Origin of the sequence: Parabacteroides sp. 20_3, from assembly GCF_964238835.1 — a bacterium.
Classification (GTDB): Bacteria; Bacteroidota; Bacteroidia; order Bacteroidales; family Tannerellaceae; genus Parabacteroides; species Parabacteroides distasonis.
Map to the genome: position 1 here is coordinate 43,092 of NZ_CAXSNO010000009.1, position 23,747 is coordinate 66,838.

The 23,747-nt window shown below is 45.2% G+C and carries 25 protein-coding genes and 2 tRNA genes; 16 read left to right on the forward strand and 11 right to left on the reverse strand.

Annotated elements, in window-relative coordinates; genetic code table 11:
• The first annotated feature begins 79 nt into the window (after positions 1–79).
• From ACESPU_RS17415 to ACESPU_RS17435, 5 genes are all read left to right on the forward strand, one after another.
• The gene (locus ACESPU_RS17415; RefSeq protein ID WP_057326942.1) at positions 80–1,114 is read left to right on the forward strand and encodes an alpha/beta hydrolase; all 1,035 of its coding nucleotides are present in this window, start codon (positions 80–82) and stop codon (positions 1,112–1,114) included.
• 36 nt (positions 1,115–1,150) lie between these two features.
• Complete coding sequence (locus ACESPU_RS17420) at positions 1,151–1,960, forward strand: AraC family transcriptional regulator (RefSeq protein ID WP_373133569.1); 810 nt, start codon at positions 1,151–1,153, stop codon at positions 1,958–1,960.
• A gap of 180 nt (positions 1,961–2,140) precedes the next feature.
• Positions 2,141–2,593 (forward strand): nuclear transport factor 2 family protein, encoded by a 453-nt coding sequence (locus ACESPU_RS17425; protein ID WP_227154470.1) that lies wholly within the window; start codon positions 2,141–2,143, stop codon positions 2,591–2,593.
• Positions 2,594–2,605: 12 nt separating this feature from the next.
• Positions 2,606–3,757 carry a carboxymuconolactone decarboxylase family protein gene (locus tag ACESPU_RS17430; protein ID WP_121961226.1) on the forward strand — a complete coding sequence of 384 codons (1,152 nt, stop codon included), beginning with the start codon at positions 2,606–2,608 and terminating at the stop codon, positions 3,755–3,757.
• Between the two features lie 11 nt (positions 3,758–3,768).
• On the forward strand, positions 3,769–4,827 hold the full coding sequence (locus tag ACESPU_RS17435) for an alpha/beta fold hydrolase (protein WP_121961240.1): 1,059 nt from the start codon (positions 3,769–3,771) through the stop codon (positions 4,825–4,827).
• Positions 4,828–4,879: 52 nt separating this feature from the next.
• On the opposite strand, the gene ACESPU_RS17440 is transcribed toward ACESPU_RS17435, so the two are convergent.
• Genes ACESPU_RS17440 through ung form a run of 3 tightly spaced genes read right to left on the reverse strand, consistent with a single transcriptional unit; the run spans position 4,880 to position 6,584 of the window.
• Complete coding sequence (locus tag ACESPU_RS17440; RefSeq protein ID WP_005864435.1) at positions 4,880–5,191, reverse strand: MGMT family protein; 312 nt, start codon at positions 5,189–5,191, stop codon at positions 4,880–4,882.
• Positions 5,181–5,894 carry a DUF169 domain-containing protein gene (locus tag ACESPU_RS17445; protein ID WP_195205499.1) on the reverse strand — a complete coding sequence of 238 codons (714 nt, stop codon included), beginning with the start codon at positions 5,892–5,894 and terminating at the stop codon, positions 5,181–5,183. The genes ACESPU_RS17440 and ACESPU_RS17445 overlap by 11 nt, the downstream gene beginning before the upstream one ends.
• Positions 5,895–5,921: 27 nt before the next feature.
• A complete protein-coding gene (gene ung, locus ACESPU_RS17450; RefSeq protein ID WP_373133571.1) occupies positions 5,922–6,584 on the reverse strand; it encodes a uracil-DNA glycosylase in 663 nt (220 codons plus the stop codon).
• Positions 6,585–6,683: 99 nt separating this feature from the next.
• On the opposite strand from ung, the gene ACESPU_RS17455 reads away from it, so the two are divergent.
• The 9 genes from ACESPU_RS17455 to ACESPU_RS17495 all read left to right on the forward strand — a co-directional run bounded on the left by ACESPU_RS17455 (position 6,684) and on the right by ACESPU_RS17495 (position 15,705).
• Positions 6,684–8,567, forward strand: coding sequence for an ABC-F family ATP-binding cassette domain-containing protein (locus ACESPU_RS17455; protein WP_158532264.1), 1,884 nt, complete (start codon positions 6,684–6,686; stop codon positions 8,565–8,567).
• 13 nt (positions 8,568–8,580) lie between these two features.
• Complete coding sequence (locus ACESPU_RS17460) at positions 8,581–9,756, forward strand: MFS transporter (protein ID WP_008780086.1); 1,176 nt, start codon at positions 8,581–8,583, stop codon at positions 9,754–9,756.
• A gap of 144 nt (positions 9,757–9,900) precedes the next feature.
• Positions 9,901–10,284: a hypothetical protein gene (locus ACESPU_RS17465; protein ID WP_008773491.1), complete on the forward strand. Its 384-nt coding sequence runs from the start codon at positions 9,901–9,903 to the stop codon at positions 10,282–10,284.
• A 456-nt stretch (positions 10,285–10,740) separates the two neighbouring features.
• A complete protein-coding gene (locus ACESPU_RS17470; protein WP_005854530.1) occupies positions 10,741–11,124 on the forward strand; it encodes a hypothetical protein in 384 nt (127 codons plus the stop codon).
• Positions 11,125–11,198: 74 nt separating this feature from the next.
• Complete coding sequence (locus ACESPU_RS17475; RefSeq protein ID WP_373133572.1) at positions 11,199–11,591, forward strand: hypothetical protein; 393 nt, start codon at positions 11,199–11,201, stop codon at positions 11,589–11,591.
• 142 nt (positions 11,592–11,733) lie between these two features.
• Positions 11,734–12,633, forward strand: coding sequence for a YitT family protein (locus ACESPU_RS17480; protein ID WP_005864449.1), 900 nt, complete (start codon positions 11,734–11,736; stop codon positions 12,631–12,633).
• A gap of 51 nt (positions 12,634–12,684) precedes the next feature.
• The gene (locus tag ACESPU_RS17485; protein ID WP_005854538.1) at positions 12,685–13,884 is read left to right on the forward strand and encodes a pyridoxal phosphate-dependent aminotransferase; all 1,200 of its coding nucleotides are present in this window, start codon (positions 12,685–12,687) and stop codon (positions 13,882–13,884) included.
• Positions 13,885–15,129, forward strand: a complete 1,245-nt coding sequence (locus ACESPU_RS17490; RefSeq protein ID WP_122382502.1) for an ABC transporter permease — start codon at positions 13,885–13,887, stop codon at positions 15,127–15,129. It abuts the gene before it with no gap.
• 42 nt (positions 15,130–15,171) lie between these two features.
• Positions 15,172–15,705, forward strand: a complete 534-nt coding sequence (locus ACESPU_RS17495; RefSeq protein ID WP_008780092.1) for a very short patch repair endonuclease — start codon at positions 15,172–15,174, stop codon at positions 15,703–15,705.
• On the opposite strand, the gene ACESPU_RS17500 is transcribed toward ACESPU_RS17495, so the two are convergent.
• The 8 genes from ACESPU_RS17500 to hisH all read right to left on the reverse strand — a co-directional run bounded on the left by ACESPU_RS17500 (position 15,702) and on the right by hisH (position 22,985).
• Positions 15,702–16,865, reverse strand: coding sequence for a glycosyltransferase (locus ACESPU_RS17500; protein ID WP_121961231.1), 1,164 nt, complete (start codon positions 16,863–16,865; stop codon positions 15,702–15,704). The genes ACESPU_RS17495 and ACESPU_RS17500 overlap by 4 nt on opposite strands.
• 135 nt (positions 16,866–17,000) lie before the next feature.
• Positions 17,001–18,161: a diaminopimelate decarboxylase gene (gene lysA, locus ACESPU_RS17505; protein ID WP_272060251.1), complete on the reverse strand. Its 1,161-nt coding sequence runs from the start codon at positions 18,159–18,161 to the stop codon at positions 17,001–17,003.
• Between the two features lie 62 nt (positions 18,162–18,223).
• Positions 18,224–19,540, reverse strand: a complete 1,317-nt coding sequence (locus tag ACESPU_RS17510; protein WP_005854548.1) for an aspartate kinase — start codon at positions 19,538–19,540, stop codon at positions 18,224–18,226.
• A 66-nt stretch (positions 19,541–19,606) separates the two neighbouring features.
• On the reverse strand, positions 19,607–20,284 hold the full coding sequence (locus ACESPU_RS17515; protein WP_005854551.1) for a cell division ATP-binding protein FtsE: 678 nt from the start codon (positions 20,282–20,284) through the stop codon (positions 19,607–19,609).
• Between the two features lie 8 nt (positions 20,285–20,292).
• Positions 20,293–20,889, reverse strand: a complete 597-nt coding sequence (hisIE, locus tag ACESPU_RS17520; protein ID WP_005854554.1) for a bifunctional phosphoribosyl-AMP cyclohydrolase/phosphoribosyl-ATP diphosphatase HisIE — start codon at positions 20,887–20,889, stop codon at positions 20,293–20,295.
• A 16-nt stretch (positions 20,890–20,905) separates the two neighbouring features.
• Positions 20,906–21,661 carry an imidazole glycerol phosphate synthase subunit HisF gene (gene hisF, locus ACESPU_RS17525; RefSeq protein WP_005854556.1) on the reverse strand — a complete coding sequence of 252 codons (756 nt, stop codon included), beginning with the start codon at positions 21,659–21,661 and terminating at the stop codon, positions 20,906–20,908.
• A 17-nt stretch (positions 21,662–21,678) separates the two neighbouring features.
• Positions 21,679–22,398, reverse strand: coding sequence for a 1-(5-phosphoribosyl)-5-[(5-phosphoribosylamino)methylideneamino]imidazole-4-carboxamide isomerase (gene hisA / locus ACESPU_RS17530; protein ID WP_005854558.1), 720 nt, complete (start codon positions 22,396–22,398; stop codon positions 21,679–21,681).
• Positions 22,395–22,985, reverse strand: coding sequence for an imidazole glycerol phosphate synthase subunit HisH (gene hisH, locus ACESPU_RS17535; protein WP_005854561.1), 591 nt, complete (start codon positions 22,983–22,985; stop codon positions 22,395–22,397). Before hisH ends, hisA begins: the two co-directional genes overlap by 4 nt.
• Before the next feature lie 270 nt (positions 22,986–23,255).
• Here hisH and ACESPU_RS17540 point away from each other — a divergent pair.
• Positions 23,256–23,329: transfer RNA gene (locus ACESPU_RS17540), tRNA-Asp, on the forward strand.
• Positions 23,330–23,362: 33 nt separating this feature from the next.
• Positions 23,363–23,436 (forward strand) — tRNA-Asp (locus tag ACESPU_RS17545).
• The last annotated feature ends 311 nt before the right edge of the window (positions 23,437–23,747 follow it).

The following is a 23,747-nucleotide window of genomic DNA, read 5'->3' on the forward strand; positions in this document are numbered from 1 at the left end:
AATGGTGATACAATCCGTAATCTGTATTCATTCTGTATGATTGGGTAAATGTATCTTAGCGGTCAAAAAATAATAGAATATGAAGAGTAAAATTATTGTAGCTTTATTAATTATGAACATGGTAATAAGTGCTTCCGCACAAAATCAGAATCAGTATGGATTGGTATATCGCGATGCGGTAAGTGAAAATGTGGTTGGAAAAGTAAATATACATCCTGTCTCGTATGAGGTTGGAGGTATAGGGGTAGTGGCGAATATCTATACTCCTGCGAATTATGATTCCTCAAAAGAGTATGTAGCTATTGTTGTTGCTCATCCTAATGGGGGCGTGAAAGAACAAGTTGCGGGTCTCTATGCGCAACGGCTGGCAGAGCTTGGATATATAACTATCGCTGCCGATGCGCGTTATCAAGGAGCAAGTGGTGGTGAGCCTCGGAATACAGATCGTCCGGCCAACCGGATAGAAGATATTCATGGTATGGTGGATTTCATATCTCAATATCCGGGTGTAGATGCCAGTCGTATAGGTGCGCTTGGTATTTGTGGCGGTGGAGGTTACACGCTTGGGGCTGCACAGGGTGATAAACGGATAAAGGCGGTCGCTACACTCAGCATGTTTAATTCGGGGCGTGTACGTCGTAATGGTTTTCAGGATTCCCAGATAAATACCATACAACAACGTTTAACCCAAGCGGCTGAGGCTAGAAATGAAGAGGCCAAAGGCAAAGTTCTATACACGGGTGAGATGAATATCTCCGATGAGGAGGCGGCGAAACTACCGTTTGCCCTATATCGTGATGGTTATGAGTATTACTTTAAAACCCATGCTCATCCGAATTCGACATTTCGCTATACCATGAGCAGTTTATTGGATCTTATGACTTGGGATGCTACGGATCATATCGACTTGATCGACCAGCCTTTGCTATTGATCGCCGGAAGTGATGCCGATACAAAATATATGTCTGACGAAGCTTTTGAAAAGGCTACCGGAACAAAAGATAAAGAGATGTATCTTATTCCAGGAGCGGAGCATATCAAAACTTATTTTGTCCCGGAATATGTGAATCTAGCGGTAAATAAAATGAAAGATTTCTTCGGGATGAAATTGTAATTTGATTAAATTTGTACGATCTAAAATGGGGGTATCATGAAATATGACAAAGATAGTGTTATTATCTCTGATAGTCTGAATGGGCTTGGGACAGATATTTATAAAGAGTATCTGTCTCATGCCTTGTGTTTGGGTGGAGCATGTAAATTCGAGTTCAATGGAAATCCATTCGAGTTACGTGAAGGGGATTGTATGATTGTGCGTAAAGGAAAACTGGTTGAGAAGATCACCCCATCTGCGGATTTTAAGGTTAAAGTCATTTATGTCACTCCCCAATTCATTGAGCTTTGTACTCCCCAGAATAATTATGGAATGAAAGGCCAGTTATCTTTGTTCCTGAATCCTGTGATGCGTCTGGATCGCAAGCAACAGGATATCTGTAAGAAAGATTTCGAGAATATAGAGTATAGGTTTAACAATGAAAACCATAATTTTTATCGTGACATAATGATTAATGTGATCCAGACAATGATTCTGGATTTCTTCGATTTTCACTCACATATTTATGGGGAGGAGAAGATCTCGGCCCAATATGCCTCCATTATGAGTAAGTTCCTGCAAATGCTGGAAGATGGGGTTTATCGCCAGCATAGAGACGTTACATACTATGCCTCGGAATTATGCGTGACGCCGAAGTATTTATCGGAAGTGACGAAAAAGGTGAGTGGCTATGCGGCAAATTATTGGATTAACCGTTATACGATATTGGATATATCACGGCTTTTGCGTGATAAGTCATTATCTTTCGTTTATATTTCCGATTTGTTTGGTTTCTCTTCTCCCTCTTATTTCAGCCGTTATGTGCAGCATAATTTAGGTATAAAGTCCTCAGATTATAGGGAGTGACCTTGTAAGCTAGCTTCACTCCTTTCCTTTTCGGTAAAATTTGTAGTTGACACCGACTTTTTTGTATTGTCTCAAAACTCCTTTGGTCGTAACTTCGCAACGAAGAATAGGTATAAATAGATGATGGAAAACTATTTATATATAATGTATAATCAAATTAATAAAGCCATGCAAAAAATTATGAGATCATTATTTATCGCGACATTGTTGTTGGTATCGATGGGAATGGGTGCCTATGCGCAGGAAACAAAAAAGACATTTACTCCGGAGCAGCAGGAGATAATAGATTTGTCTAATGCGAAATGGAAATGGATGTCAGAAAAAGATGTGGATAAGCTCGACGCCCTCTTCCACGAGAACTCTATGTTTGTACATATGGGTGGTTCGTGGGGTAAGCAGCCGGAGCTTGATGTGATCCGTACGGGAAACATACATTACAAGCATGCGGAGATACATGATGTAGATGTTAAATTCGCCGGTTGCGCCGGAATCGTATATAGCCGTATTCATCTTAATTCGGTAGTTGGTGGTAGGGAGGTCAGGTTCCCTTTCATCGTGACTGAGACGTACGTGAAGGAAGACGGACAATGGAAACTTGCTACCTTAGCATTTACTCGTACGGTAGGAGAATAATGATAAATACATATGAATATGAGACAGAACTTTCTAATCCGGCTTTTCTGCCTATGTTTGTTCCCGGTTTTCATCATGGCGCAAAATATGGATAATTTCAGACAACCGTACCCCTTGGGTACTAAGTTGCCGGAAGCGTCCGCGAAGAACTTCATTGGTCAGGCGTATATCGCTCCGATTACGGCTAATAGGGAGCTGAATGTCCCAATGTCTAATGTCACTTTTGAGCCTCGTTGCCGGAATAACTGGCATTATCATAAAGGGGGGCAGATACTTGTCGCGTCAGCAGGCATAGGCTACTATCAGGAAAAGGGGAAACCGGCCAGAAGATTGTATCCGGGGGATATCGTGGAAATTGCGCCTGACGTGATTCACTGGCATGGGGCGGCTCCGGATAGCTGGTTTGCTCACGTTGCCGTAAGTTGCAATCCTCAAACGAATGAGGCGGTGTGGCTCAGTCCGGTGGGAGAGAAGGAATATCAAGAAGCGACAAGCCAAGCGGAGAATGTGTATGCCGAAGCAAACCGGGTATTGGAAGCCAGGGAACAAGCCATTGTCTCTATCGCGGCGTACACGGGCAAGGGAGACTTGGCGCATCTGAGACAGGCGCTTGTGAAAGGACTTGAATCCGGTATGACCGTTAATGAAGTAAACGAAGTACTAATACATGCCTATGCTTATTGTGGATTTCCTCGCAGCTTAAGAGCCATACAGACATTTATGCAAGTCATTGAAGAGAGAAAAAGCATGGGAATTAAAGATGTAGAGGGTCGTGAAGCCTCTGCTATCGAGGATGGTGGGAGTCGATATGAGCGGGGACGGGATATTCTGGCGGAAATATCGGGTACGTCTGCTTCTGTCCCTAAAACCGGATATGCGGTATTTGCCCCGACGATCGAACGTTTCCTCAAGGAACATCTGTTCGCGGACCTTTTTGAGCGCGACTTATTGACATATAGGGAGCGTGAATTGGCGACCGTGTCTGTATTGGCAGGCGTTGGCGGTGTTGAACCTATGGCTTACGGCCATATGTCAATTTGCTTGCATCTGGGTATTACGCCAGAGCAACTTACGGCTTTGCTAAATATCGTAGAGATAAACCTAGGGAAAAAGAGTTCAGATCCATTACGTGATGTGCTCGGACAATTAACGGATAAAAAATGAATCAGAAGAATATGAAGAAGATTTTATTATTAGCATTATTAATACCCGTGTTTGGAATGGCAGATGCCCAGGATTTAGTGATCGCTAAACAAGGGCATTTCTCAGTAGGAGGACAAACCATACAGCGTCCGGGTACGTATGACAACAGTAAGTTTGTCGGTTGGGCTACCCAAGTCGAGATCGGGCAGAGCTATCGTGCGGATCATGCTTTCGTGGATTTCCAAGTTCCGGCCCATGCGAAAAAATTGCCTTTGGTTTATGTTCATGGTTATGGTGGCTCTGGGGTATGTTGGCAAATGACACCCGATGGGCGGGATGGTTTCGCTACTCTCATGTTACGCCGGGGATATAGCAGTTACGTGATGGATCTTCCCGGTCGTGGCCGTGCCGGAAGGACATCTGCTACGACTACGGTCAAGCCGCTGGCCGATGAGATGTTCTGGTTTGACATCTGGCGTATCGGGATTTGGCCGGAATATAACAAAGGTGTGCAGTTCCCGTCTGATTCAGCCTATCTATCGCAGTTTTTCCGGGAGATGACGCCCGATATCAGTGATCACAAACAAGATGTACCGGCAATCAATGCCTTGACGGAAAAAATAGGGGACAATATCCTTGTAACACATTCGGCGGGAGGTTTCCCGGGATGGATGGCCGCTATACAAAATCCGAATGTCAAGGCTGTCGTTTCATATGAGCCGGGTGGCTATGTGTTTCCCGAGGGGGAGGTGCCCGATCCGATCGCCGGACTTACCGGTGGGGCGGCTGGAGTCGCTATTCCTATGGAACAGTTCTTGCGACTTACCCGGATTCCAATCGTAATGTATTTCGGTGATTATATTCCGGAGACTCCATCAGAGAATCTTGGTGGCGAGAATTGGCGTGTACGTCTGCAAATGGGACATAAATTGGTGGAGGCCATAAATAGGCATGGGGGAAACGCGACCTTAGTTGAGTTGCCCAAGATCGGTATTTATGGTAATACCCATTTCTTGATGCAGGATTTGAATAATGGCCAACTAGCGGATCTGCTGGGCGAATGGTTGGAAAAGAATGATCTTGGCAAATAGCATTGGGAATGGTTCTTTTAAGAACTTGCTGATTTTACATTTTGTTATCGGATTAGATAATCGGTAATATATCCTCCCAAATATGTTTCTTCAAGTCAACGCAGCCATTCTTCTTGAAGGTAATGCCTTCTTTCTCCAATAATCCCCGTTGTTCCGCCCAGTTGGGAGCTAATCTGCCTTGGCTGTTTACCACCCGGTGGCAAGGCAGGTTCAGTTCTTTCGGGACGTTGAACATTGCCTGCCCTACCATACGGGAACATTGTGGCCTTCGGGCGAGCTTGGCTAGCTGCCCGTAGGTAACCACACATCCTTCCGGTATCTCTCTGACGATGTTATAAACTTCCGTATAAAAATCAGCCTTCATTGATTCTGGTTTTTATTTTCGCCCATGCGTGTGTTTCGTATAGGGAGGAGTTACGCATTGTCTGATACATCGTCTTGAAACGTGACATCGGGATCGTGAGACTTAATAAGTTGCTTTCCACATATGGTCGGACCGAGGGATCGAAGAAACCAAGGAACGTGCGGTGACCTCCTTGTCTATTTTCGTTGACAGTGAGCGTGATGGTGGAGCTGCAACCGGAACCAAATGGTGTGGAGACGGCATCCAGATTATTGTTGTCGAAAAAGGTCCAAGTAATTAACCCTGACAAGATATCCGGAGTCGCGAGGAACAAAAGCCCCTCTACCTTTTCAAACGAGGTTAATCGATCGATCCTTGCGAAATGGAGGTATGGGAGGGAGGACCTTTGTACGTTCATGCCTTTTATACCCTCGACTACCATTTCCGGAGTTTGCTTATATCTCTCTTTTAAAGAGACAAAATTGGGGACATGCTCTGGCATAGGGGTGAATCCGGTATAAAACTTTCCACCTCCGCAGCCAACGCTATCTCCGTTCATACTGATAATCTCGCCTTGCCTGATAGCGGGAAGGGCCTTGAATAAACAGCCTTGTGTCTGCTTTAATTCTCCAAGCAGAGAATCGGAATACCAGAAAGCGATCGGCAATTCCGCCTTTAGAGAAAATGCCTCGTAATAATTGTTGATGAAAGTTTGAATATCCATATGCGATTGATTTAGGTTGATTTATACTTACCAATCGATTTCCGGGATGCCTTTACCCCGTAGGAAATCATTAGCCTTACTGAAATGCTTACAACCGAAGAAACCATATTCGGCGGAGCGGGGAGATGGATGTACGGTCGTTAGGACCAAATGCTGGCTCGTATCGATAAGGGAAATCTTGGCTTTTGCGTAACTACCCCATAACATGAATACTAGATTTTCCCGTTCGTCGCTTAATTTCTTGATAACGGCGTCCGTGAATGTTTCCCATCCCCTGTTCCGGTGCGAACCTGTTTGGTGGGCACGGACCGTGAGGACGGAATTCATCGGAAATACGCCTTGGCTTACCCAACGATCCAAATTCCCGGAGGAAGGAATCGGTTTCCCAAGATCATCGTAGATTTCTTTGAATATATTCATCAAGGAACCGGGAATCGCCACGCCATCGGGTACCGAGAAGCAGACCCCGTAGTATTGCCCCTGATTTGGATAGGGGTCTTGTCCCAAGATAACGACTTTTACCTTCTCAAACGGGCATGCGTTAAATATATGGAATATCTGGGGCCCGGGAGGAAGTACGTGCGCTTGCTTATATTCGTTTTTGACAAATGTCACCAATTGCTCGAAATAAGGCTTGTCAAATTCTTCTTGCAGACGTTTTCTCCAACTTTCATCTATTCTAACATTCATGGTGTTTTTCTTATTCTTCCACCAAAGGTACGGAGAAAAGCTTAAAATTCGAGGATTTTGTGTAAGTTTGCCTTCCGATTTGAATTTAAATAAGAAAACATGATAAGTTACCTTCAGATAGATAAGCTGACCAAGAGCTTCGGTGATTTGGTTCTTTTCGAGGATATAACGTTCGGAGTCGCGCAAGGACAGAAGATCGGGTTGATCGCTAAAAACGGGACGGGTAAGACTACCTTATTGAATATTATCGGTGGTAAGGAGGATTACGACTCGGGTGAGGTGGTTTTCCGGAAAGACCTGCGGGTCGGGTATTTGGAGCAATCACCTTCCTACCCGGAAGAACTGACCGTGCTACAGGCTTGCTTCCACTCGAAGAACGAGATTGTCCGGTTGATTGCTGAGTACGAGGAGGCGATGGCGAAAGAGGATCACTCGAATCTGGAGGACATCCTTACCCGCATGGATAGCTTCAAGGCATGGGATTATGAGCAGAAAGCGAAACAAATCCTCGGGCAGTTGAAGATTCATAACTTCAATCAGAAGATCGGGGAATTGTCCGGAGGACAGTTGAAACGGGTTGCCTTGGCGAATGTCTTGATCACGGACCCTGAATTGATTATCTTGGATGAGCCGACGAACCATTTGGATCTGGAGATGACCGAATGGCTGGAAGATTATCTGAGCCGGGCCAATATCAGTATCTTGATGGTGACGCACGACCGTTACTTCTTGGATCGTGTTTGTAGTGAGATCATCGAGATCGATAATAAGCAAATCTATTCGTATAAAGGTAATTATAGTTATTATCTGGAGAAACGCCAAGAGCGTGTCGAGGCGATGAACGCCGACGTGGAGCGCGCGAAGAATCTTCTCCGTACGGAACTGGATTGGATGCGCCGCCAGCCGCAGGCACGGGGCACGAAAGCGAAGTACCGTATCGATGCCTTTTATGAGCTGGAAAAGAAAGCGAAGCAACAACGGGATACCGGAAAGGTGAACTTGGACGTGAAGGCTTCTTACATTGGTTCGAAGATTTTCGAGGCGGTGAATGTAAGCAAACGTTTCGGTGATTTGAAGATTACGGAGGATTTCAACTATATTTTCGCCCGTTACGAGAAGATGGGTATTGTCGGGAATAACGGTACGGGCAAATCTACCTTTATCAAGATGCTGATGGGGGAGGTAGCTCCCGATAGCGGCCATTTCGATGTCGGCGAGACCGTTCGTTTCGGTTATTACAGTCAAGATGGCTTGAAGTTCGATGAGCAAATGAAAGTGATCGACGTGGTGCAGGCGATCGCCGAATACGTGGATTTGGGTAACGGACAGAAGATGGGTGTCTCCCAGTTCCTGAACTATTTCCTGTTCACGCCGGAGAAACAGCATAGTTACGTTTATAAATTGAGCGGTGGGGAGAAACGTCGTTTGTATTTATGTACGGTATTGATGCGTAGCCCGAATTTCTTGGTGCTTGATGAGCCGACCAATGATCTGGATATCGTGACCTTGAACGTATTGGAGGAATACCTTCGTAACTTCAAGGGGTGCGCTATCGTTGTTTCCCACGACCGTTACTTTATGGATAAGGTGGTAGATCACCTGCTGGTTTTCCGGGGTAACGCCGATATCAAGGATTTCCCCGGCAACTATACGCAGTACCGGGATTGGAAAGACGTGCAAGACCAACTGGAAAAAGAGGCGGAGGCTGCCTTGCAAGCGAGACAAAACCCGGCTCCGGAGAAACCGTCTCGTCCTGTCAATGAGCAAAAGAAAAAACTCACTTTCAAGGAGCGGAAAGAGTTCGAGGCCTTAGAGGAGGAGATACCGGCTTTGGAGGCGGAGAAAGCGGAGTTGGAGACCGCTATGAGCAGTGGTACTTTGTCTACGGACGAGCTCATGGCTAAATCTCAACGGATCACCCAAGTCATGGAAGAGATCGACGAGAAAACGATGCGCTGGCTGGAGTTGAGCGAGCTGGCATAAGTAATAAAGAGGAATGAGCGAGACTAAACCTGTACTTTGGAACCGGAATTTCGTCCAATGTTGTATCTCTTACTTCTTGATGAATTTCGCCTTTTATATGTTGATGCCTACTATGCCGGTCTATCTGGTGGAAGAGTTGGGCATCAGCACGTCCGAGGTGGGGATGGTCTTGTCTAGCTATACGATCGGCTTGCTGTGCGTGCGCCCGTTCTCGGGGTATCTGGTAGATTGTTTCTCCCGCAAACCGTTATATGTATTCGCCTTCACGATATTCGCCTGTCTGTTCGCCGGTTATTGGTTTGCCATGACGGTCTATACGATCATGGCGGTTCGTTTCATCCAAGGCGGGTTCATGGGACTGACCTCTGTTTCCGGCAATACGATTACGATAGACGTAATCCCTTCCAAGCGAAGGGGAGAAGGCATGGGCTTTTACGGATTGACGATCAATCTCGCCATGTCTTTGGCTCCTTTGGTGGCGGTCGGGCTGTACGATCGGCATGGTTTCTTCTGGATCATAGGGGTCGCTTTGGTGATCGCGTTGGTCGGGATCGGCTCTGTCGGGCTGATCCGTTATCCGAAACGGGAGAAAGTGCCTCGTCCGGCCTTCTCGTTGGATCGTTTTATCTTGGTGAAAGCGCTTCCTGCGGCCTTGGCCTATTTGCTGGTCGCTATACCTTATGGGATGTTGCTCTCGTTCGTGGTATTATATGGTAAAGAGATCGAGGTGCCGGACCCCGGCTACTTCTTTATATTTATGGCGATCGGTGTAGGGACGGCCCGTTTGATTTCCGGACGGTTGGTGGACCATGGCAAGATCCATGTCGTGTCCATCGTATCTTTGGTCTCTTTAGCGATCTCGTTTTCCGTGTTCGCTACCGTACATACATCGTTTGTCTTTTTCGCTTGCGCCTTGGCGATCGGTATCGGTTTTGGCGTGAGCGTACCGGCTTTTCAATGTCTTTTCGTGAATGTCGCTCCGCACCATATGCGCGGTACGGCCACTTCTACCTACTTGACCTCTTTCGATTTCGGGATGGGGATCGGGATGTTATCCGCCGGCTTTATCGCTACCCGTGCCAATCTGGCTACCGCCTACGGAGTCGGGGCGGTTTGTTGCCTTCTTTCCTTATTCGTCTATATCCGCTTGGTAAAAGCCTCGTACGAGAGGAATAAGCTGATTTCTTGATCCGCTTGATTCCCGGTTTCGTCTAAACCTACGGCGTACTTCGTCGATTCTTCCTTTTCTAGCGGGAAACCTCACCCTATATTTGTATCAAAGATCACAGAGAAATAGGTTTTTAAGGTTTAACAAATGAAAGGAATAGGTAGTATGAAACGTTTAGTAATGGCTATGTCAGCCTTGTTGGTAAGTGTGACAATGAGTTTCGCGCAGGAATCGAGCTTACATAAAGAACCGTTTGTAGTCAATGTGGGCCAATTGGTAAGCTATCTGGAATTACGTCCCAGCCAGATTAATGAGGTAGCGATGATCAACGATTATTTTAGGGAAAAGCAAAGCGAGGGCTTGAGGGGAAGTCATAAAATGCGGGATAAACGGATGCGGCAAGCCGTATTTGGCAACTTAAAGTTGATGAAAAAGGCGTTAAGCACCGATCAATATCGGAAATACGTGGCTTTGATCAACGTAACGAACAATAATAACCGGATGACGAGCGGGCTTTCCTTCCCCGATGTTTATCTAGCCGATAAATAAGTAAAGGATAGATGTAAAGTATCAAGCTATTGCATAAAAAGTATCTTGTGACTGTATCTATTCTATAAACCACGTCGTGGTCTGTATAGATCATGTCGTGGTTTTTATAGACCACGCTGTGGTTTGTATAATCCACGACGGAGATTATAGAATAGATATGGTATCGTATAAGAATACAGCTAGGCTTGTATAAGAATATATCTAGGCTTTTGTTTGTTTATAAACGGTGTCTATGATGAAATAGATAGTGTTTATCGTAATATATATTACAAAATGATTGCTATATACCTTGATGTATATCAATAACGTCAATTGTTTGCAAAAATTAACCGTATTGAAGAACAATGTTATAAAACATACTGTTATATTTGCAGTAACAAAAAGAGAAAGATAGAAGATGCGGAAACGCCGCATTTATTAGTTAAGGTCTTAGTTTAGGTTTAAATTTTAGGTATTATGAGACGTTTAGGTATGATGGTAGTCGCTTTAATGATGGTAGCGACAATGAGCTTTGCTCAAAAGGTTAGTGATTCAAAGAGTATGAGTTTCGATAAGCTAAGCAGATATTTGCAGCTTGACGCAAACCAGATCGCTGAGGTGTCAGAGATTAATACTTACTTCGAGAATCAATTAGGTCAACCCCTGTCTGCGGAAGCGCTTTGCAATAACGCAAGACCGGAAGAAACTCGCAACGCATTGTTGTGTAATTTGAAACTGATGAAACGTGCATTGACTAAAGATCAATATCGTAAATATGTAGCGTTGATTAATGTGACTCGCGCTAATCAGGAAGATAAGGTTTCTAATCCGCTTTTGGACAGCTATTTGGCTGAGAAGTAATTAAGCCAATGTGATTGGGCTATGTGTTTTTAAGGTTTTTGTTTAGGTTTAACAATTTAAGGTTTTTAGGTATTATGAAACGTTTTGGAATGGCAGTCGCAGCCTTATTGATGTGTGCGACAATGAGCTTCGCTCAGAAACCGAGTTTGAGTAGAGAACCGTTTGTGGTAAGTACAGAGAAGTTAGCGAACTATTTGCAATTGACTCCGAGTCAGTTGGACGAGGTAGCTAACATCAACGAATATTTCATCGAGATGCAGAACGCAAGTGTAAAAGCTAGCGCTAAATTGCAGGACAAGAAGATGTATCAGGCGGTTTACGGTAACTTGAAGTTGATGAAGAAGGCTTTGAACCCGGATCAATATCGTAAGTATGTTACTTTATTGAACATCACGAACAATAACAACCGTACGCTGGGTGTTAATACGTTCCCGGAAGTGTACTTAGCGGATAACGCAAGTAAGTAATTTATACTATATAAGAGTGTGTCCCCCCACTATTTCCTGTCAAAAGGTAAATAGTGGGGGTACTTTTTTTTAAGGCTTGCGTATAAATCGGAGAAGATTGTGTAAGTTTGCGGCGTTTTACAAATAACGCTTAATTCGAGTCATGACAACACAACAACTTTTAGTCCCTTCTAATGCTACTTTGAAGAGAAATGTAATGGACTACTCCTTAATCGTGGTAGGTTCATTTTTGCAGGCACTTAGTTACGTGCTTTTCCTAGCGCCTTACAAAATCGTACCGGGAGGTGTGTATGGTATCTCTATCGTAATCCACTATGTGACGAAAGATTTGTTCCCGTTCTTCCCGGATGGTTTGCCGATGGGTGCGACGGCGCTTTGCTTCAATATCCCGTTGATGATTTTGGCGATGAAAAAGATCGGATTGTCTTCCGGCCCGAAGACGATCGTCACTTTCTTGCTGATCTCTATATTTACCGACTCATTATCTTATTTCCTTACCGATCCATTGGTGGAGAACGATGCCTTTATCGCCGCCTTTTACGGGGGCGCTATTTTAGGATTGGGTGTGACTTGTATTTTCCGGGCGCAAAGTACAAGTGCCGGTACGGATGTATTGGCACGTGTGATCGCTAATGACTCCAACTTGAAGGTTAGCAATATGATCATCGTATTGGATTCCGCGGTCGTATTGTTGGGCTTGATCGTGTTTAAGGATTGGGCGGTACCTTTGTATTCTTGGTTTACTATTTTCGTATATGGAAAGATCGTGGAGATGTTCCAGACGGAGAACCCGAACCGTGCTGTCTTTATCGTTTCCCGAAAGACAAAGGAAATGCGTGATTTGATTGTCGATAAAATGGGTATGAGAGGAACATTTATCCATGGTAAAGGCATGTACGAGGGACATGAGACCGAGATTATCTTTACGATTGCCGAGCGTAAGGACATGCCCCGCTTGAAAGATGAGGTAAAAGAGATCGATCCGAATGCTTTTGTATCTACGATGCACGCTAGCAAAGATTCGCCAAGACCGGGTATTTGATTAATAATTTTACTATCTTTGTCCCTCAAAACGAATAAATATAAGATAGTAATGCCCAACATCTCACAAAGAGGAGTCGAAATGCCCGCTTCCCCGATCCGGAAGCTGGCTCCATTGGCCGATGCTGCCAAACAGAGAGGAGTTCATGTGTATCACCTGAATATCGGTCAGCCCGACCTTCCCACTCCGCGAGCGGCACTCGACGCGATCCGTAATGTCGATCGTACGGTGTTGGAATATAGCCCTAGTCAGGGATATCGCAGTTATCGCGAGAAGTTGGTTGGATATTATAAAAAGTATGATATTAATCTTACGGCTGACGATATTATCATCACTACCGGTGGTTCGGAGGCTGTTTTGTTTGCCTTCTTGAGCTGCTTGAATCCGGGTGATGAGATTATCGTACCGGAACCTGCTTATGCTAATTATATGGCATTCGCTATCTCGGCAGGAGCCGTGATCCGGACAGTGACGACTACGATAGAGGAAGGATTTTCTCTTCCGAAAGTAGAGAAATTCGAGGAGTTGATCAATGAGCGTACCAAAGCGATCCTGATCTGTAACCCGAACAATCCTACGGGTTATTTGTATACGCGTCGTGAGATGAATCAAATCCGGGATATCGTAAAGAAATATGATCTTTATCTTTTCTCGGATGAGGTATACCGGGAGTTTATCTATACCGGTTCCCCGTATATCTCGGCTTGTCATCTGGAAGGTATCGAGCAGAACGTGGTATTGATCGATTCTGTCTCCAAACGCTATTCGGAATGCGGTATCCGTATCGGTGCGTTGATTACGAAAAATGCCGAAGTGCGTAGTGCCGTCATGAAGTTCTGCCAAGCTCGTTTAAGCCCGCCTTTGATCGGACAGATCGCAGCCGAGGCCTCTTTGGATGCTTCCGAGGAGTATGCCCGTGAGACTTATGACGAGTATGTGGAACGGCGTAAATGCTTGATCGATGGCTTGAACCGTATTCCCGGCGTTTATTCTCCCATACCGATGGGCGCTTTCTATACGGTGGCTAAACTTCCGGTGGATGATGCCGATAAGTTCTGCGCTTGGTGTCTGGAAGAGTTTGAATACGAGGGTCAGACGGTCATGATGGCACCGGCGTCGGGTTTTTACACGACACCGGGACTTGGTAAGAATGAGGTCCGTATGGCCTATGTCTTGAAAAAGGAAGATCTGGCGAAAGCTTTGACGGTGCTATCAAAGGCGCTGGAAGCTTATCCGGGAAGAATGTTATAAATGAATTTAGAGCTATTTATCGCCAAAAAGATACATTTCAGTAAGGAGGGGGATCGTGAGGTTACTCCTCCCGCTGTTCGTATTGCCATGATCGGGATCGCTTTGGGATTGGCGGTGATGATCCTTTCGGTGGCGATCGTGATAGGCTTTAAGAAAGAGGTCCGGAACAAGGTGATCGGTTTCGGCTCGCATATCCAGATCACGAATTTCGATAGTAATTCTTCCTATGAGTCGCAGCCGATAGCGGTTAGCGATACTTTATTGAATGCGCTCGATGCATTCCCCGGTATTCGCCATGTCGAGAAATTTGCGACGAAGCTAGGCATCTTGAAGACTGACCAAGATTTTCAAGGTATTGTCTTGAAAGGGGTGGATACGGATTATGACTGGACTTTCTTCAAGGAAAATTTAAAAGAGGGCGAGATTTTTACGATCCAGCCGGATAAGAACTCTACGGATGTTATTATTTCCAAGTATTTGTCAGATCTGCTAGGACTAAAGGTCGGGGATTCTTTCTTGACTTATTTTGTGCAAGATGACGTGCGTGCCCGTAAGTTCACGATCACGGGGATTTATGAGACGGGTTTCCTTGATTATGACAAGATGTTCGTAATCGCTGATATTAAGCAGATACGTCGCTTGAACGGTTGGGATAAAGATCAAGTAAGCGGACTGGAGTTGCAAGTGGATGACTATGATCGTTTGGACCAAGTGGCCGAGGATATTTATTTCGATCTGACGGAACGGCAAGACCGAAATGGCAATACGTTCTACGCCCGCTCGATTAAGGAGTTGAACCCGATGATCTTTAATTGGCTGGATGTGCTGGACATCAATGTGGTGGTTATCTTGGCGCTGATGCTTTCCGTCGCAGGGTTTACCATGATCTCCGGATTATTGATCATAATCTTAGAGCGTACCAATATGATCGGAATCCTAAAAGCCTTGGGACAAAATAATAACAGTATTCGCAAGATCTTCTTGTATGTCTCTTTCTTCTTGATCGGCAAAGGAATGTTGTGGGGGAATATCATCGGTATCTCTCTTTGTTTGCTTCAATCTCATTTCCACATTATCCAATTAGATCCTTCTATTTATTATTTGGATGCCGTGCCTATCGATCTGAGCCTATTTTCACTGTTCCTTTTGAATATAGGGACATTGGCCGCCTCCATGTTGATGATGTTAGGACCTTCCTATTTGATTACGAAGATTGATCCGGCCAAGAGTATCCGTTTTGAATAAAAGCCGTATCTTTGGCATACGTTCTAGTTTTGCCGGATTGATATGACAGATCTTATCTCTAAAGAAAAGCGTAGCTATATCATGTCTATGATTAAGGGCAAGAATACAAAGCCCGAGATTATAGTCCGTAAATACCTGTTCCATTGTGGCTTTCGCTTTCGTGTGAATGTAAAGCGCCTTCCCGGTACCCCTGATATCGTATTGCGTAAATATAAGACCGCTATCTTCGTGAACGGCTGTTTCTGGCATGGGCACGAGGGTTGCCCGGAATTTCGTCCTCCCCGTACCCGGGTAGAGTGGTGGACCGAGAAACTAAACCGGAATAAAGCCCGGGATGCCCGTGTACGTGAGGAATTACGAGCGATGGGCTGGAATACGATGGTGATTTGGGAATGCCAGCTTAAACCCAAAGAACGGCAAGCTACTTTAGAAAATGTCGTCCGTTTATTGGAAAAGACGTATGTGGAATCTACCTATCATGCGAAGTTTACCCCAGCCTACCCGCTATTAGAGGAGGAAGAACTTCCCAAAGTGGCGGAAGAAGAGATATCCTATGAGAGTGCTCATCATTATTAATTCTCCAACCGGAACGTATAATCCTTCCTACTTCTGAAAAGCCGGTAAATACGGACATATCCATTGAATATGGGTTGAATAAACTCCAACAGGAATAACCAACCGGTAGTGGGGTTTTGTTGGAGCATTCGAGCCGATTTGCCGAAAACGATTGCCTTGATTATAAAACGTATCAAATATAATAATATGGCGATCAAGGAGATTAGCCAGTTACCCTGTAGTCCGATCACGACCGTAGCGATAACCGATGCTTGGAAAAGGTAGAAACAAGTGGATTCGAGATGATAGAATGTCAAGGCGCTTCCTTTGTAATACCGTTGAGTGGCAGCACGGGAAACCTTCATCTCTTTCCAGATTCCAAAACGTTCGATTTGATCCATTTCCGTTAGGCTGTCCGGGGTATAAATTACTTTCGTATTCTCCTTGGTCGAGGCTTCGTTGATGAATAAGTCATCGTCTCCCGCATGCAAGTTCAAGGATTGGTAGTAACCTTTATGCTTGAAGAATAACTCTTTCCGATAAGATAAATTTCGTCCGTTTCCGGTATATGGGTGATGGGAGAGGGCGGAAGATAGATAGCGTAAACCCGTCAATAAGTTATCATAGGCGATCAACTTATGAAAGAATCCCTTGTAGTTGCTGTATTTGCAGTAGCCCAAGACAATACTGGTCTCGGGTGTGTATCCACCAACCATGGCGGATAACCATTGATCGTTGAGCGGTTGGCAATTCGCCTCCGTGAATAGAAGAATATCGTATTTGGCCGCTTTCACACCTAAGGTAAACGCCAGTTTACGGCGGCTTAGGTAGCGAGCGTCCGAGGGGACGTAAGTATGATACAAATGTTTATACTCATTTTGAAAGAACTTTAGCGTATCGTCGGTATCGTCGCTCGAGCCATCGTTGATAACGACTACCTGATATTCAGGGTAATCTTGTGTAAGTAACGCAGGAAGGTGTTTCTTGAGGTTCTCAGAATCATTTTTAGCGTATATGATGATGGATACGGGGAGTTTATTACCTTCCTCTAAGGTATCATCCGTTCGTTTTGACGCACGTAAAGGGCGGGCATAAGCGATCAGATAATAAAGAGATAAGATAATGAACCCTATTAAGGAGATTCCCAATAGGAAAAGCTCTGTATTATTGAGTAGAAACATAATAATGTGCCAATGTGATTAATATGCCAATGTGCCAATATCATTAATGAGCCAATATGATTAATACGCCAATATGCCAATGTAAATACCTTGAGTAGCTTATTGGCACATTGGCGTATTAATCATATTGGCTCATTATTTTATCGTATCGGAATAATAGGCTTTCGGTAAATGACGGCAGTTGTATTGGGAGGCCATGACCTCGCCATAAGCGCCGGCGGAACGAAGGGCGATCAAGTCGCCACGATGAGCCTTATTCAACTCTACATCCTTACCGAATACATCCGATGACTCACAGATCGGGCCCACTACATCGTAAGTCTCTACTGCCTCATCGCTGCTGATGTTCTCGATACGGTGATAAGCGTCGTACATCGCCGGGCGGATCAATTCCGTGAAACCTGCGTCAAGGATAGCGAATTTCTTCGTCTCTCCTTCCTTGACATATAATACCTTAGAGATTAATGTTCCGCATTGAGCGACGATCGAACGTCCCGGCTCAAAATGTACCTGTTGACCCGGACGTACTTGAAGCAGTTTATGAATGGCCGCGAAATAGTTATCGAAAGCCGGGATCGATAAATGATTCGGGTGATAGTAATCGATACCTAATCCACCTCCGAAGTTCAGGTTCTCCACCGTAACCCCGTGAGCTTCCAGTTCTTCCTGTATCTCGTTGAAACGAATTACCAAATTGCGGAAGCTAGACATATCCGTGATCTGTGAACCGATATGGCTATGGATACCGATCAACTTCACATTCTTCATCTCCTTTAATTTATCCAGTACGCCTCCTAATTGGCTAAGGTTGATACCGAATTTATTTTCCTTCATACCCGTCGTGATCTTGGCATGCGTATGGGCATCCACTTCCGGGTTGATACGAAGGGCGATAGAGGTTACTTTATTCTTGGTGGCCGCCAGCTCATTGATAATTTCCAGCTCAACGGCGGATTCCACGTTAAAGCAGAAAATATCATTGTCCAGTCCTAGGTTGATCTCCCAATCCGCTTTGCCGACACCGGCAAAGACAATCTTATCGGCAGGAAAACCGGCATCTAAAGCAGCCTGTACCTCGCCGCCACTTACGCAGTCTGCGCCAAGGCCGTTTGCCGCTATGATGGAAAGGATACGGGGATTGGCATTCGCTTTCACGGCATAATGCACGTGGTAACCATATTTCCCGGATTCGGTTTTTACTACGTCTAATGTGTCTTGCAATAGCTTGACATCATAATAATAAAAAGGCGTAGAAAGCTGCTTGAACTTTTCTACAGGAAATGTTCCTTTGAGCATATTATACGAAATTATATAAAGATAAATAAGGGCAGTCTGTAAAAGGCCGCCCTCGTTTGTTTTTATTTGTTGTTAAATAAATGATCGCTTAGAGCTTGCAGCGCTCTCTGCTTGTCCGAGGCCTTAATCAGCAAGGAGACGTTGTAGTTGCTTCCTCCGTAGGAGATCATGCGAACCGGGACATCCTTCATGGCCTGTACGATACGAGCCTCGAAGCCGATGTTATCCCATTCTAGGTCGCCAACCACGCAAACGATAACCATATCCTCGTCTACGGTCACGGTTCCGTACTTCTTCAAATCGTCAACGATCTCTTCCAGATGCTTGCGGTTATCGATCGTAACGGAGACACCCACTTCGGAAGTCGTAACCATGTCGATCGGAGTCTGGTAGTTCTCGAAAGTCTCGAATACCTTACGCAAGAAACCTGTAGCTAGCAACATACGTCCGCTCTTGATCTTGATAGAGGTAATATTGTCTTTGGCGGCGACCGCTTTGATCTTACCTTTTTCGATAGCGTTTGAGATCAATGTACCCGGAGCGTCCGGCTGCATCGTATTTAACAAACGAACCGGGATGTTGTTCAATTTAGCCGGCAATATACAAGTCGGGTGAAGGATCTTGGCTCCGAAATAAGCTAATTCGGCAGCCTCCTCGAAATGCAATTGACGGACTGGAGACGTTCCCTGTACGATACGAGGGTCGTTATTGTGCATACCGTCGATGTCTGTCCAGATCTGGATCTCTTCCGCACCGATAGCCGCGCCGATTAAGGATGCGCTATAGTCGCTACCACCCCGTTGCAGGTTATCGATCTCGCCGTAAGCGTTGCGGCAGATATAACCTTGTGTGATGTATAGATCAGCATCCTTATTATCAGCGAGTAATTTTACCAATTTCTCTTTGATATAGACAGGGTCCGGTTCCGCGTTCTTATCCGTACGCATATAATCCAAAGCCGGGATCAATACGGATTTCACGCCGCATTCGTTCAAATAAAGATTCATCATACCCGTAGAGATCAACTCTCCTTGCGCCAAGACAACCTTTTCCTCGAATAAGGTAAACAGATCCTTCGTGAACGTACGGATATATTCGAAATGAGATTTTATCAGTTCTTTGGCCTTCTGTTTATATTCCTCGGTGCTGTATAGTTCCTCAACATGGCCCATGTATTTCATGGCAAGCTTGTTGATGATCTCATTCGCTCCGTCTGGGTTCTTTTTGTACAGGTAGTCGGAAATCTCGACTAACGAGTTGGTTGTACCCGACATGGCTGACAATACAACGATCTTACGGTCTCCCGTGATCAGTTTCGCTACATCTTTCATTCTCTGTGCAGATCCCACAGAAGTACCGCCAAACTTTAAAACTTTCATCTTCTTTTGTTCTATATTAAATTGTTTTCTTTTTCAATCGAATGCGACCGCAAAGTTACAAAAAAATTATTCTCTGACATCACTTAGACAGGCATTCTCGCATTTTACTATGCGGGCAGGATAATTATGCACGATCGTATAGTTATGAGTGGTCATAATCACCGCCGTTCCCTGCTGGCAGATGTCGTGTAAGAGTTGTACGATTTGTCCGCTCGTCTCCGGGTCCAAGTTGCCGGTCGGCTCATCCGCCAGTATCAACTTGGGGTTGTTCAGAAGGGCACGGGCAATAACGATACGTTGTTGTTCCCCGCCGGATAGCTCATGCGGCATTTTATAGCCTTTGTCTTGCATGCCTACCTGACGGAGCACGTTGTCTATCCGTTCCTTGATCTCGCTTTTCTTTTTCCATCCGGTGGCTTTCAGCACGAATTCCAGATTCTTGGAGACGGAACGGTCGGTCAACAATTGGAAATCTTGGAAGACGATACCTAGTTTCCTACGCAAATAAGGGATATCCTTCCGCTTCATCTTGGTGAGGTTGTAATCCATGATACGTGCCTCGCCTCGCAAGATCGGTATCTCGCAATACAAGGACTTGAGCAGGCTGCTTTTACCGGAGCCTACCTTCCCGATCACATATACGAACTCTCCGTTACGAAGCGTGAGGCATGCGTCGTGTAATACCCTGTTTTCCTCACGGCATATCTCCACGTTCTCTAATTTGAGTAGAATATCTTCTTCCATAGAATTTATCAACCTTTATGTCTTTTCTTTAATTCACGGGCGAGGTCTTCCAGACGAAGTCCCTTGCTTGTCAATAATACGATTAAGTGGTAAACCAAGTCGGATGCCTCATAGATGAAGCCGTCTTCGGTTCCGTTGGTCGCCTCGATAACGGTCTCTACCGCTTCTTCGCCGACTTTCTGGGCCATGCGATTCACGCCTTTCTGGAATAAGGTAGTCGTATAGGAACCTTCCGGCATTTCTTGACGGCGACGCTCGATGAAGTTCTGCAAGTATTTCAAGAACATGATATCCTCTACGTTCTTCTCGCCGAAACAAGTATCCGCTCCCGTATGACAAACCGGTCCGGCTGGAATCGCCTTGATCAATAATGTATCGTTGTCGCAATCCGCCGTGATGCTAACCACCTGCAACGTATTTCCGCTACTCTCTCCCTTCATCCACAAACGGTTTTTCGTGCGGCTAAAGAATGTAACCTTACCCGTACTTACTGTCTCATCATAAGCTTCTTGATTCATGAAGCCCAACATTAATACCTTACTAGTGTTGTTGTCTTGTACGATAGCGGGTATTAATCCGCCCATTTTCTCGAAATCTAATTTCATCTTTATATATAATGTGTTATATCCTTACATTGATCCCCTCGTCCTTGAGGTATTGCTTCAAGTCGCCTATCCGTATCTCGCCGAAATGGAAAACGCTGGCCGCTAAAGCCGCGTCCGCTTTCCCATTGGAAAACGTATCCCGGAAATGTTCCATCTTTCCCGCTCCACCGGAGGCGATAACCGGGATATGCAACGTATCGGCCAAGGTAGCCAGAGCGTCGTTCGCGTATCCGTCTTTTACGCCATCGTGCGTCATACTGGTGAAAAGGATCTCGCCGGCGCCACGGCTTTCCGCTTCCGAGGCCCATTGAAACAAATACTTATCCGTCGGGACACGCCCTCCGTTTAGATAGCATAGCCAGTCATTGTTCTCAAAATTAGCGTCGATAGCGACTACGCATACCTGACTACCAAAGTTCTTGGCGATCTCCTCGATTAATGCCGGGTTACGTAAAGCCGCCGAGTTGATCGAGACCTTATCGGCGCCAGCGCTAAGCAAACGATCCACGTCCTTCAATTCGTTGATACCTCCACCCACGGTAAAAGGGATGCTGATATGGGCCGCCACTTGTTTTACCAACTCGGTGAAAGTCTTTCGCCCCTCGTGTGAGGCGGTAATATCCAAGTACACTAATTCGTCGGCCCCTTCACGGCTGTACTGGGCGCCCAACTCCACGGGGTCTCCAGCGTCGCGAAAGTTCACGAAGTTGATGCCTTTTACGGTCTTTCCATCCTTTATATCCAGACAGGGAACAATTCTCTTGGCTAGCATATATCTATTTTATTATTTCAAGTAAAACGAAGTAAATCTTTCAACTGGATCTTCCCCTCATAAATCGCCTTGCCGAAAATGACAGCGGGAATCCCAGCCTCAGATAATTTCTCAATATCCTCGATCGAGCTTACGCCACCGCTCGCTATGATATAAAGGAAGGGGATCTCGTCCCGTATCTCTTTATATAAATCGATAGCCGGGCCTTGCAGCATACCATCCCGTGCGATATCCGTGCAGATCACCTTGGTAATCCCCTTGTCGTAATATCCTTTGATAAAAGGAATCAACTCTTGGCTGGTCGTTTCCTCCCAACCGCTGATGGCGATCTTCTTTTCCTTGGCATCGGCCCCTAATATGATTTTCTCGCTACCGAACTTGCTGATCCAAGAGGTGAACATTTCCGGGTTCTTCACGGCGATACTGCCCCCGGTTACCATCTGGGCGCCGCTTTCGAAGGCGATCTCCAGATCATCCTCTTGTTTCAAGCCCCCTCCGAAATCAATGATCAAGGAAGTCCGGGTCGCTATCCGCTCAAGGATACGGTAGTTGATGATGCGTCCCTCGCGGGCTCCATCCAAATCTACCACATGCAAACGCCGGATGCCGTTACCCTCGAACATCTTGGCCACCTCCAGAGGATCTTCGTTGTAAACCTTCTTGGTCGCATAATCTCCTTGCGTCAACCGGACGCATTTGCCATCTATTATATCTATAGCGGGAATAAGCTCAATCATATCTTTAAAAAGTTTTTCAATATAACCTCTCCTACCGATCCACTTTTTTCCGGATGGAACTGTGTCGCGTAGAAGTTGTCCTTATGTAAAGCGGCGCTGAACGGAAGGATGTAATCGGTCGTAGCCGCCGTATATTCATTTACAGGTACATAATAACTATGTACGAAGTAAACAAATTTGTTCTCCAATCGCTCATTGAATAGGCCGCTTTTAACGTTTGTCAAGGTATTCCAACCCATGTGAGGAACCTTGTCCTCATGCTTTCGCGGAATAAAACGTTTTACTTCCGTAGGGAAGATCCCCAAGCAATCTGCGTTTCCCTCCTCCGAACGCATGCACATCAATTGCATGCCGAGGCATATCCCGAGTACCGGTTGCTTTAGGTTCAAGATCACCTGATCCAATTTATGCTCCCTTAAATACTCCATGGTCGTGAAAGCTTCACCTACTCCGGGAAAGATAACCTTATCCGCTTTATTTAATAATTCCGGATCAGCCGTGATGATCGGGGTAACGCCCAATCGCTTCAAAGCGTAATCTACCGAGTAGATGTTTCCGGCATTATATTTAATAATGGCAACGTCCATTGTTGTTAAGCATTTATATTGAGTCGCAAAAGTAACAAATTATCATTACATAATTATGAATGGCGACTGAAAAGTTCCAAAATGAAATGTATTTGTGATAAACTGGTGTGATCGGGAAGGGGATAGGGGCGGCATAATTATGTGGTTTCTGAGGTCTCTCCAGATATTTTTGCTATCAAATATGATATTTTTTTGCGTCAGCTATTGCAGGTTTAAAAATAATACTTACCTTTGCACCGCAATCGAGAGAGATAGCGATAAAAGAAAAGAGGTTCGGTAGTTCAGCTGGTTAGAATACATGCCTGTCACGCATGGGGTCGCGGGTTCGAGTCCCGTCCGGACCGCCTCTTTTTCAAAATTATTATTGATTATAAAATGGTTCGGTAGTTCAGCTGGTTAGAATACATGCCTGTCACGCATGGGGTCGCGGGTTCGAGTCCCGTCCGGACCGCTTTCAAAGAAAGCAAAATAAAGTAAAGCTCTGTAATTTAAAGATTACAGGGCTTTTTCTTTTTCCTCACTTATCAAGAATGACGGCTCACCTGCAAAACTCTATGTTTGTAAAACATTCGCAAAAGCAGGGGGCGGCAATCTGTTTTGCGGTAGGCTTCAATGATGTTGTAAGCGAAAATGCGATAACCTTGACGTTTTGTTTGAAAATCCGGGATTATGATGACAGGGCCTTTTTGCGAATAGAAGAAATAGGGAGTGCTTTATGGTCAAATTATCCATTTTACCCTGTTTTTTTGTATGAATATCTCT

Excerpts from the sequence above, each read along its gene's own strand:
- ACESPU_RS17415 (WP_057326942.1), top strand. The coding sequence starts at position 80 with ATGAAGAGTAAAATTATTGTAGCTTTATTAATTATGAACATGGTAATA.
- ACESPU_RS17420 (WP_373133569.1), top strand. The coding sequence starts at position 1,151 with ATGAAATATGACAAAGATAGTGTTATTATCTCTGATAGTCTGAATGGG.
- ACESPU_RS17425 (WP_227154470.1), top strand. The coding sequence starts at position 2,141 with ATGAGATCATTATTTATCGCGACATTGTTGTTGGTATCGATGGGAATG.
- ACESPU_RS17430 (WP_121961226.1), top strand. The coding sequence starts at position 2,606 with ATGAATATGAGACAGAACTTTCTAATCCGGCTTTTCTGCCTATGTTTG.
- ACESPU_RS17435 (WP_121961240.1), top strand. The coding sequence starts at position 3,769 with ATGAAGAAGATTTTATTATTAGCATTATTAATACCCGTGTTTGGAATG.
- ACESPU_RS17440 (WP_005864435.1), bottom strand. The coding sequence starts at position 5,191 with ATGAAGGCTGATTTTTATACGGAAGTTTATAACATCGTCAGAGAGATA.
- ACESPU_RS17445 (WP_195205499.1), bottom strand. The coding sequence starts at position 5,894 with ATGGATATTCAAACTTTCATCAACAATTATTACGAGGCATTTTCTCTA.
- ung (WP_373133571.1), bottom strand. The coding sequence starts at position 6,584 with ATGAATGTTAGAATAGATGAAAGTTGGAGAAAACGTCTGCAAGAAGAA.
- ACESPU_RS17455 (WP_158532264.1), top strand. The coding sequence starts at position 6,684 with ATGATAAGTTACCTTCAGATAGATAAGCTGACCAAGAGCTTCGGTGAT.
- ACESPU_RS17460 (WP_008780086.1), top strand. The coding sequence starts at position 8,581 with ATGAGCGAGACTAAACCTGTACTTTGGAACCGGAATTTCGTCCAATGT.
- ACESPU_RS17465 (WP_008773491.1), top strand. The coding sequence starts at position 9,901 with ATGAAACGTTTAGTAATGGCTATGTCAGCCTTGTTGGTAAGTGTGACA.
- ACESPU_RS17470 (WP_005854530.1), top strand. The coding sequence starts at position 10,741 with ATGAGACGTTTAGGTATGATGGTAGTCGCTTTAATGATGGTAGCGACA.
- ACESPU_RS17475 (WP_373133572.1), top strand. The coding sequence starts at position 11,199 with ATGAAACGTTTTGGAATGGCAGTCGCAGCCTTATTGATGTGTGCGACA.
- ACESPU_RS17480 (WP_005864449.1), top strand. The coding sequence starts at position 11,734 with ATGACAACACAACAACTTTTAGTCCCTTCTAATGCTACTTTGAAGAGA.
- ACESPU_RS17485 (WP_005854538.1), top strand. The coding sequence starts at position 12,685 with ATGCCCAACATCTCACAAAGAGGAGTCGAAATGCCCGCTTCCCCGATC.
- ACESPU_RS17490 (WP_122382502.1), top strand. The coding sequence starts at position 13,885 with ATGAATTTAGAGCTATTTATCGCCAAAAAGATACATTTCAGTAAGGAG.
- ACESPU_RS17495 (WP_008780092.1), top strand. The coding sequence starts at position 15,172 with ATGACAGATCTTATCTCTAAAGAAAAGCGTAGCTATATCATGTCTATG.
- ACESPU_RS17500 (WP_121961231.1), bottom strand. The coding sequence starts at position 16,865 with ATGTTTCTACTCAATAATACAGAGCTTTTCCTATTGGGAATCTCCTTA.
- lysA (WP_272060251.1), bottom strand. The coding sequence starts at position 18,161 with ATGCTCAAAGGAACATTTCCTGTAGAAAAGTTCAAGCAGCTTTCTACG.
- ACESPU_RS17510 (WP_005854548.1), bottom strand. The coding sequence starts at position 19,540 with ATGAAAGTTTTAAAGTTTGGCGGTACTTCTGTGGGATCTGCACAGAGA.
- ACESPU_RS17515 (WP_005854551.1), bottom strand. The coding sequence starts at position 20,284 with ATGGAAGAAGATATTCTACTCAAATTAGAGAACGTGGAGATATGCCGT.
- hisIE (WP_005854554.1), bottom strand. The coding sequence starts at position 20,889 with ATGAAATTAGATTTCGAGAAAATGGGCGGATTAATACCCGCTATCGTA.
- hisF (WP_005854556.1), bottom strand. The coding sequence starts at position 21,661 with ATGCTAGCCAAGAGAATTGTTCCCTGTCTGGATATAAAGGATGGAAAG.
- hisA (WP_005854558.1), bottom strand. The coding sequence starts at position 22,398 with ATGATTGAGCTTATTCCCGCTATAGATATAATAGATGGCAAATGCGTC.
- hisH (WP_005854561.1), bottom strand. The coding sequence starts at position 22,985 with ATGGACGTTGCCATTATTAAATATAATGCCGGAAACATCTACTCGGTA.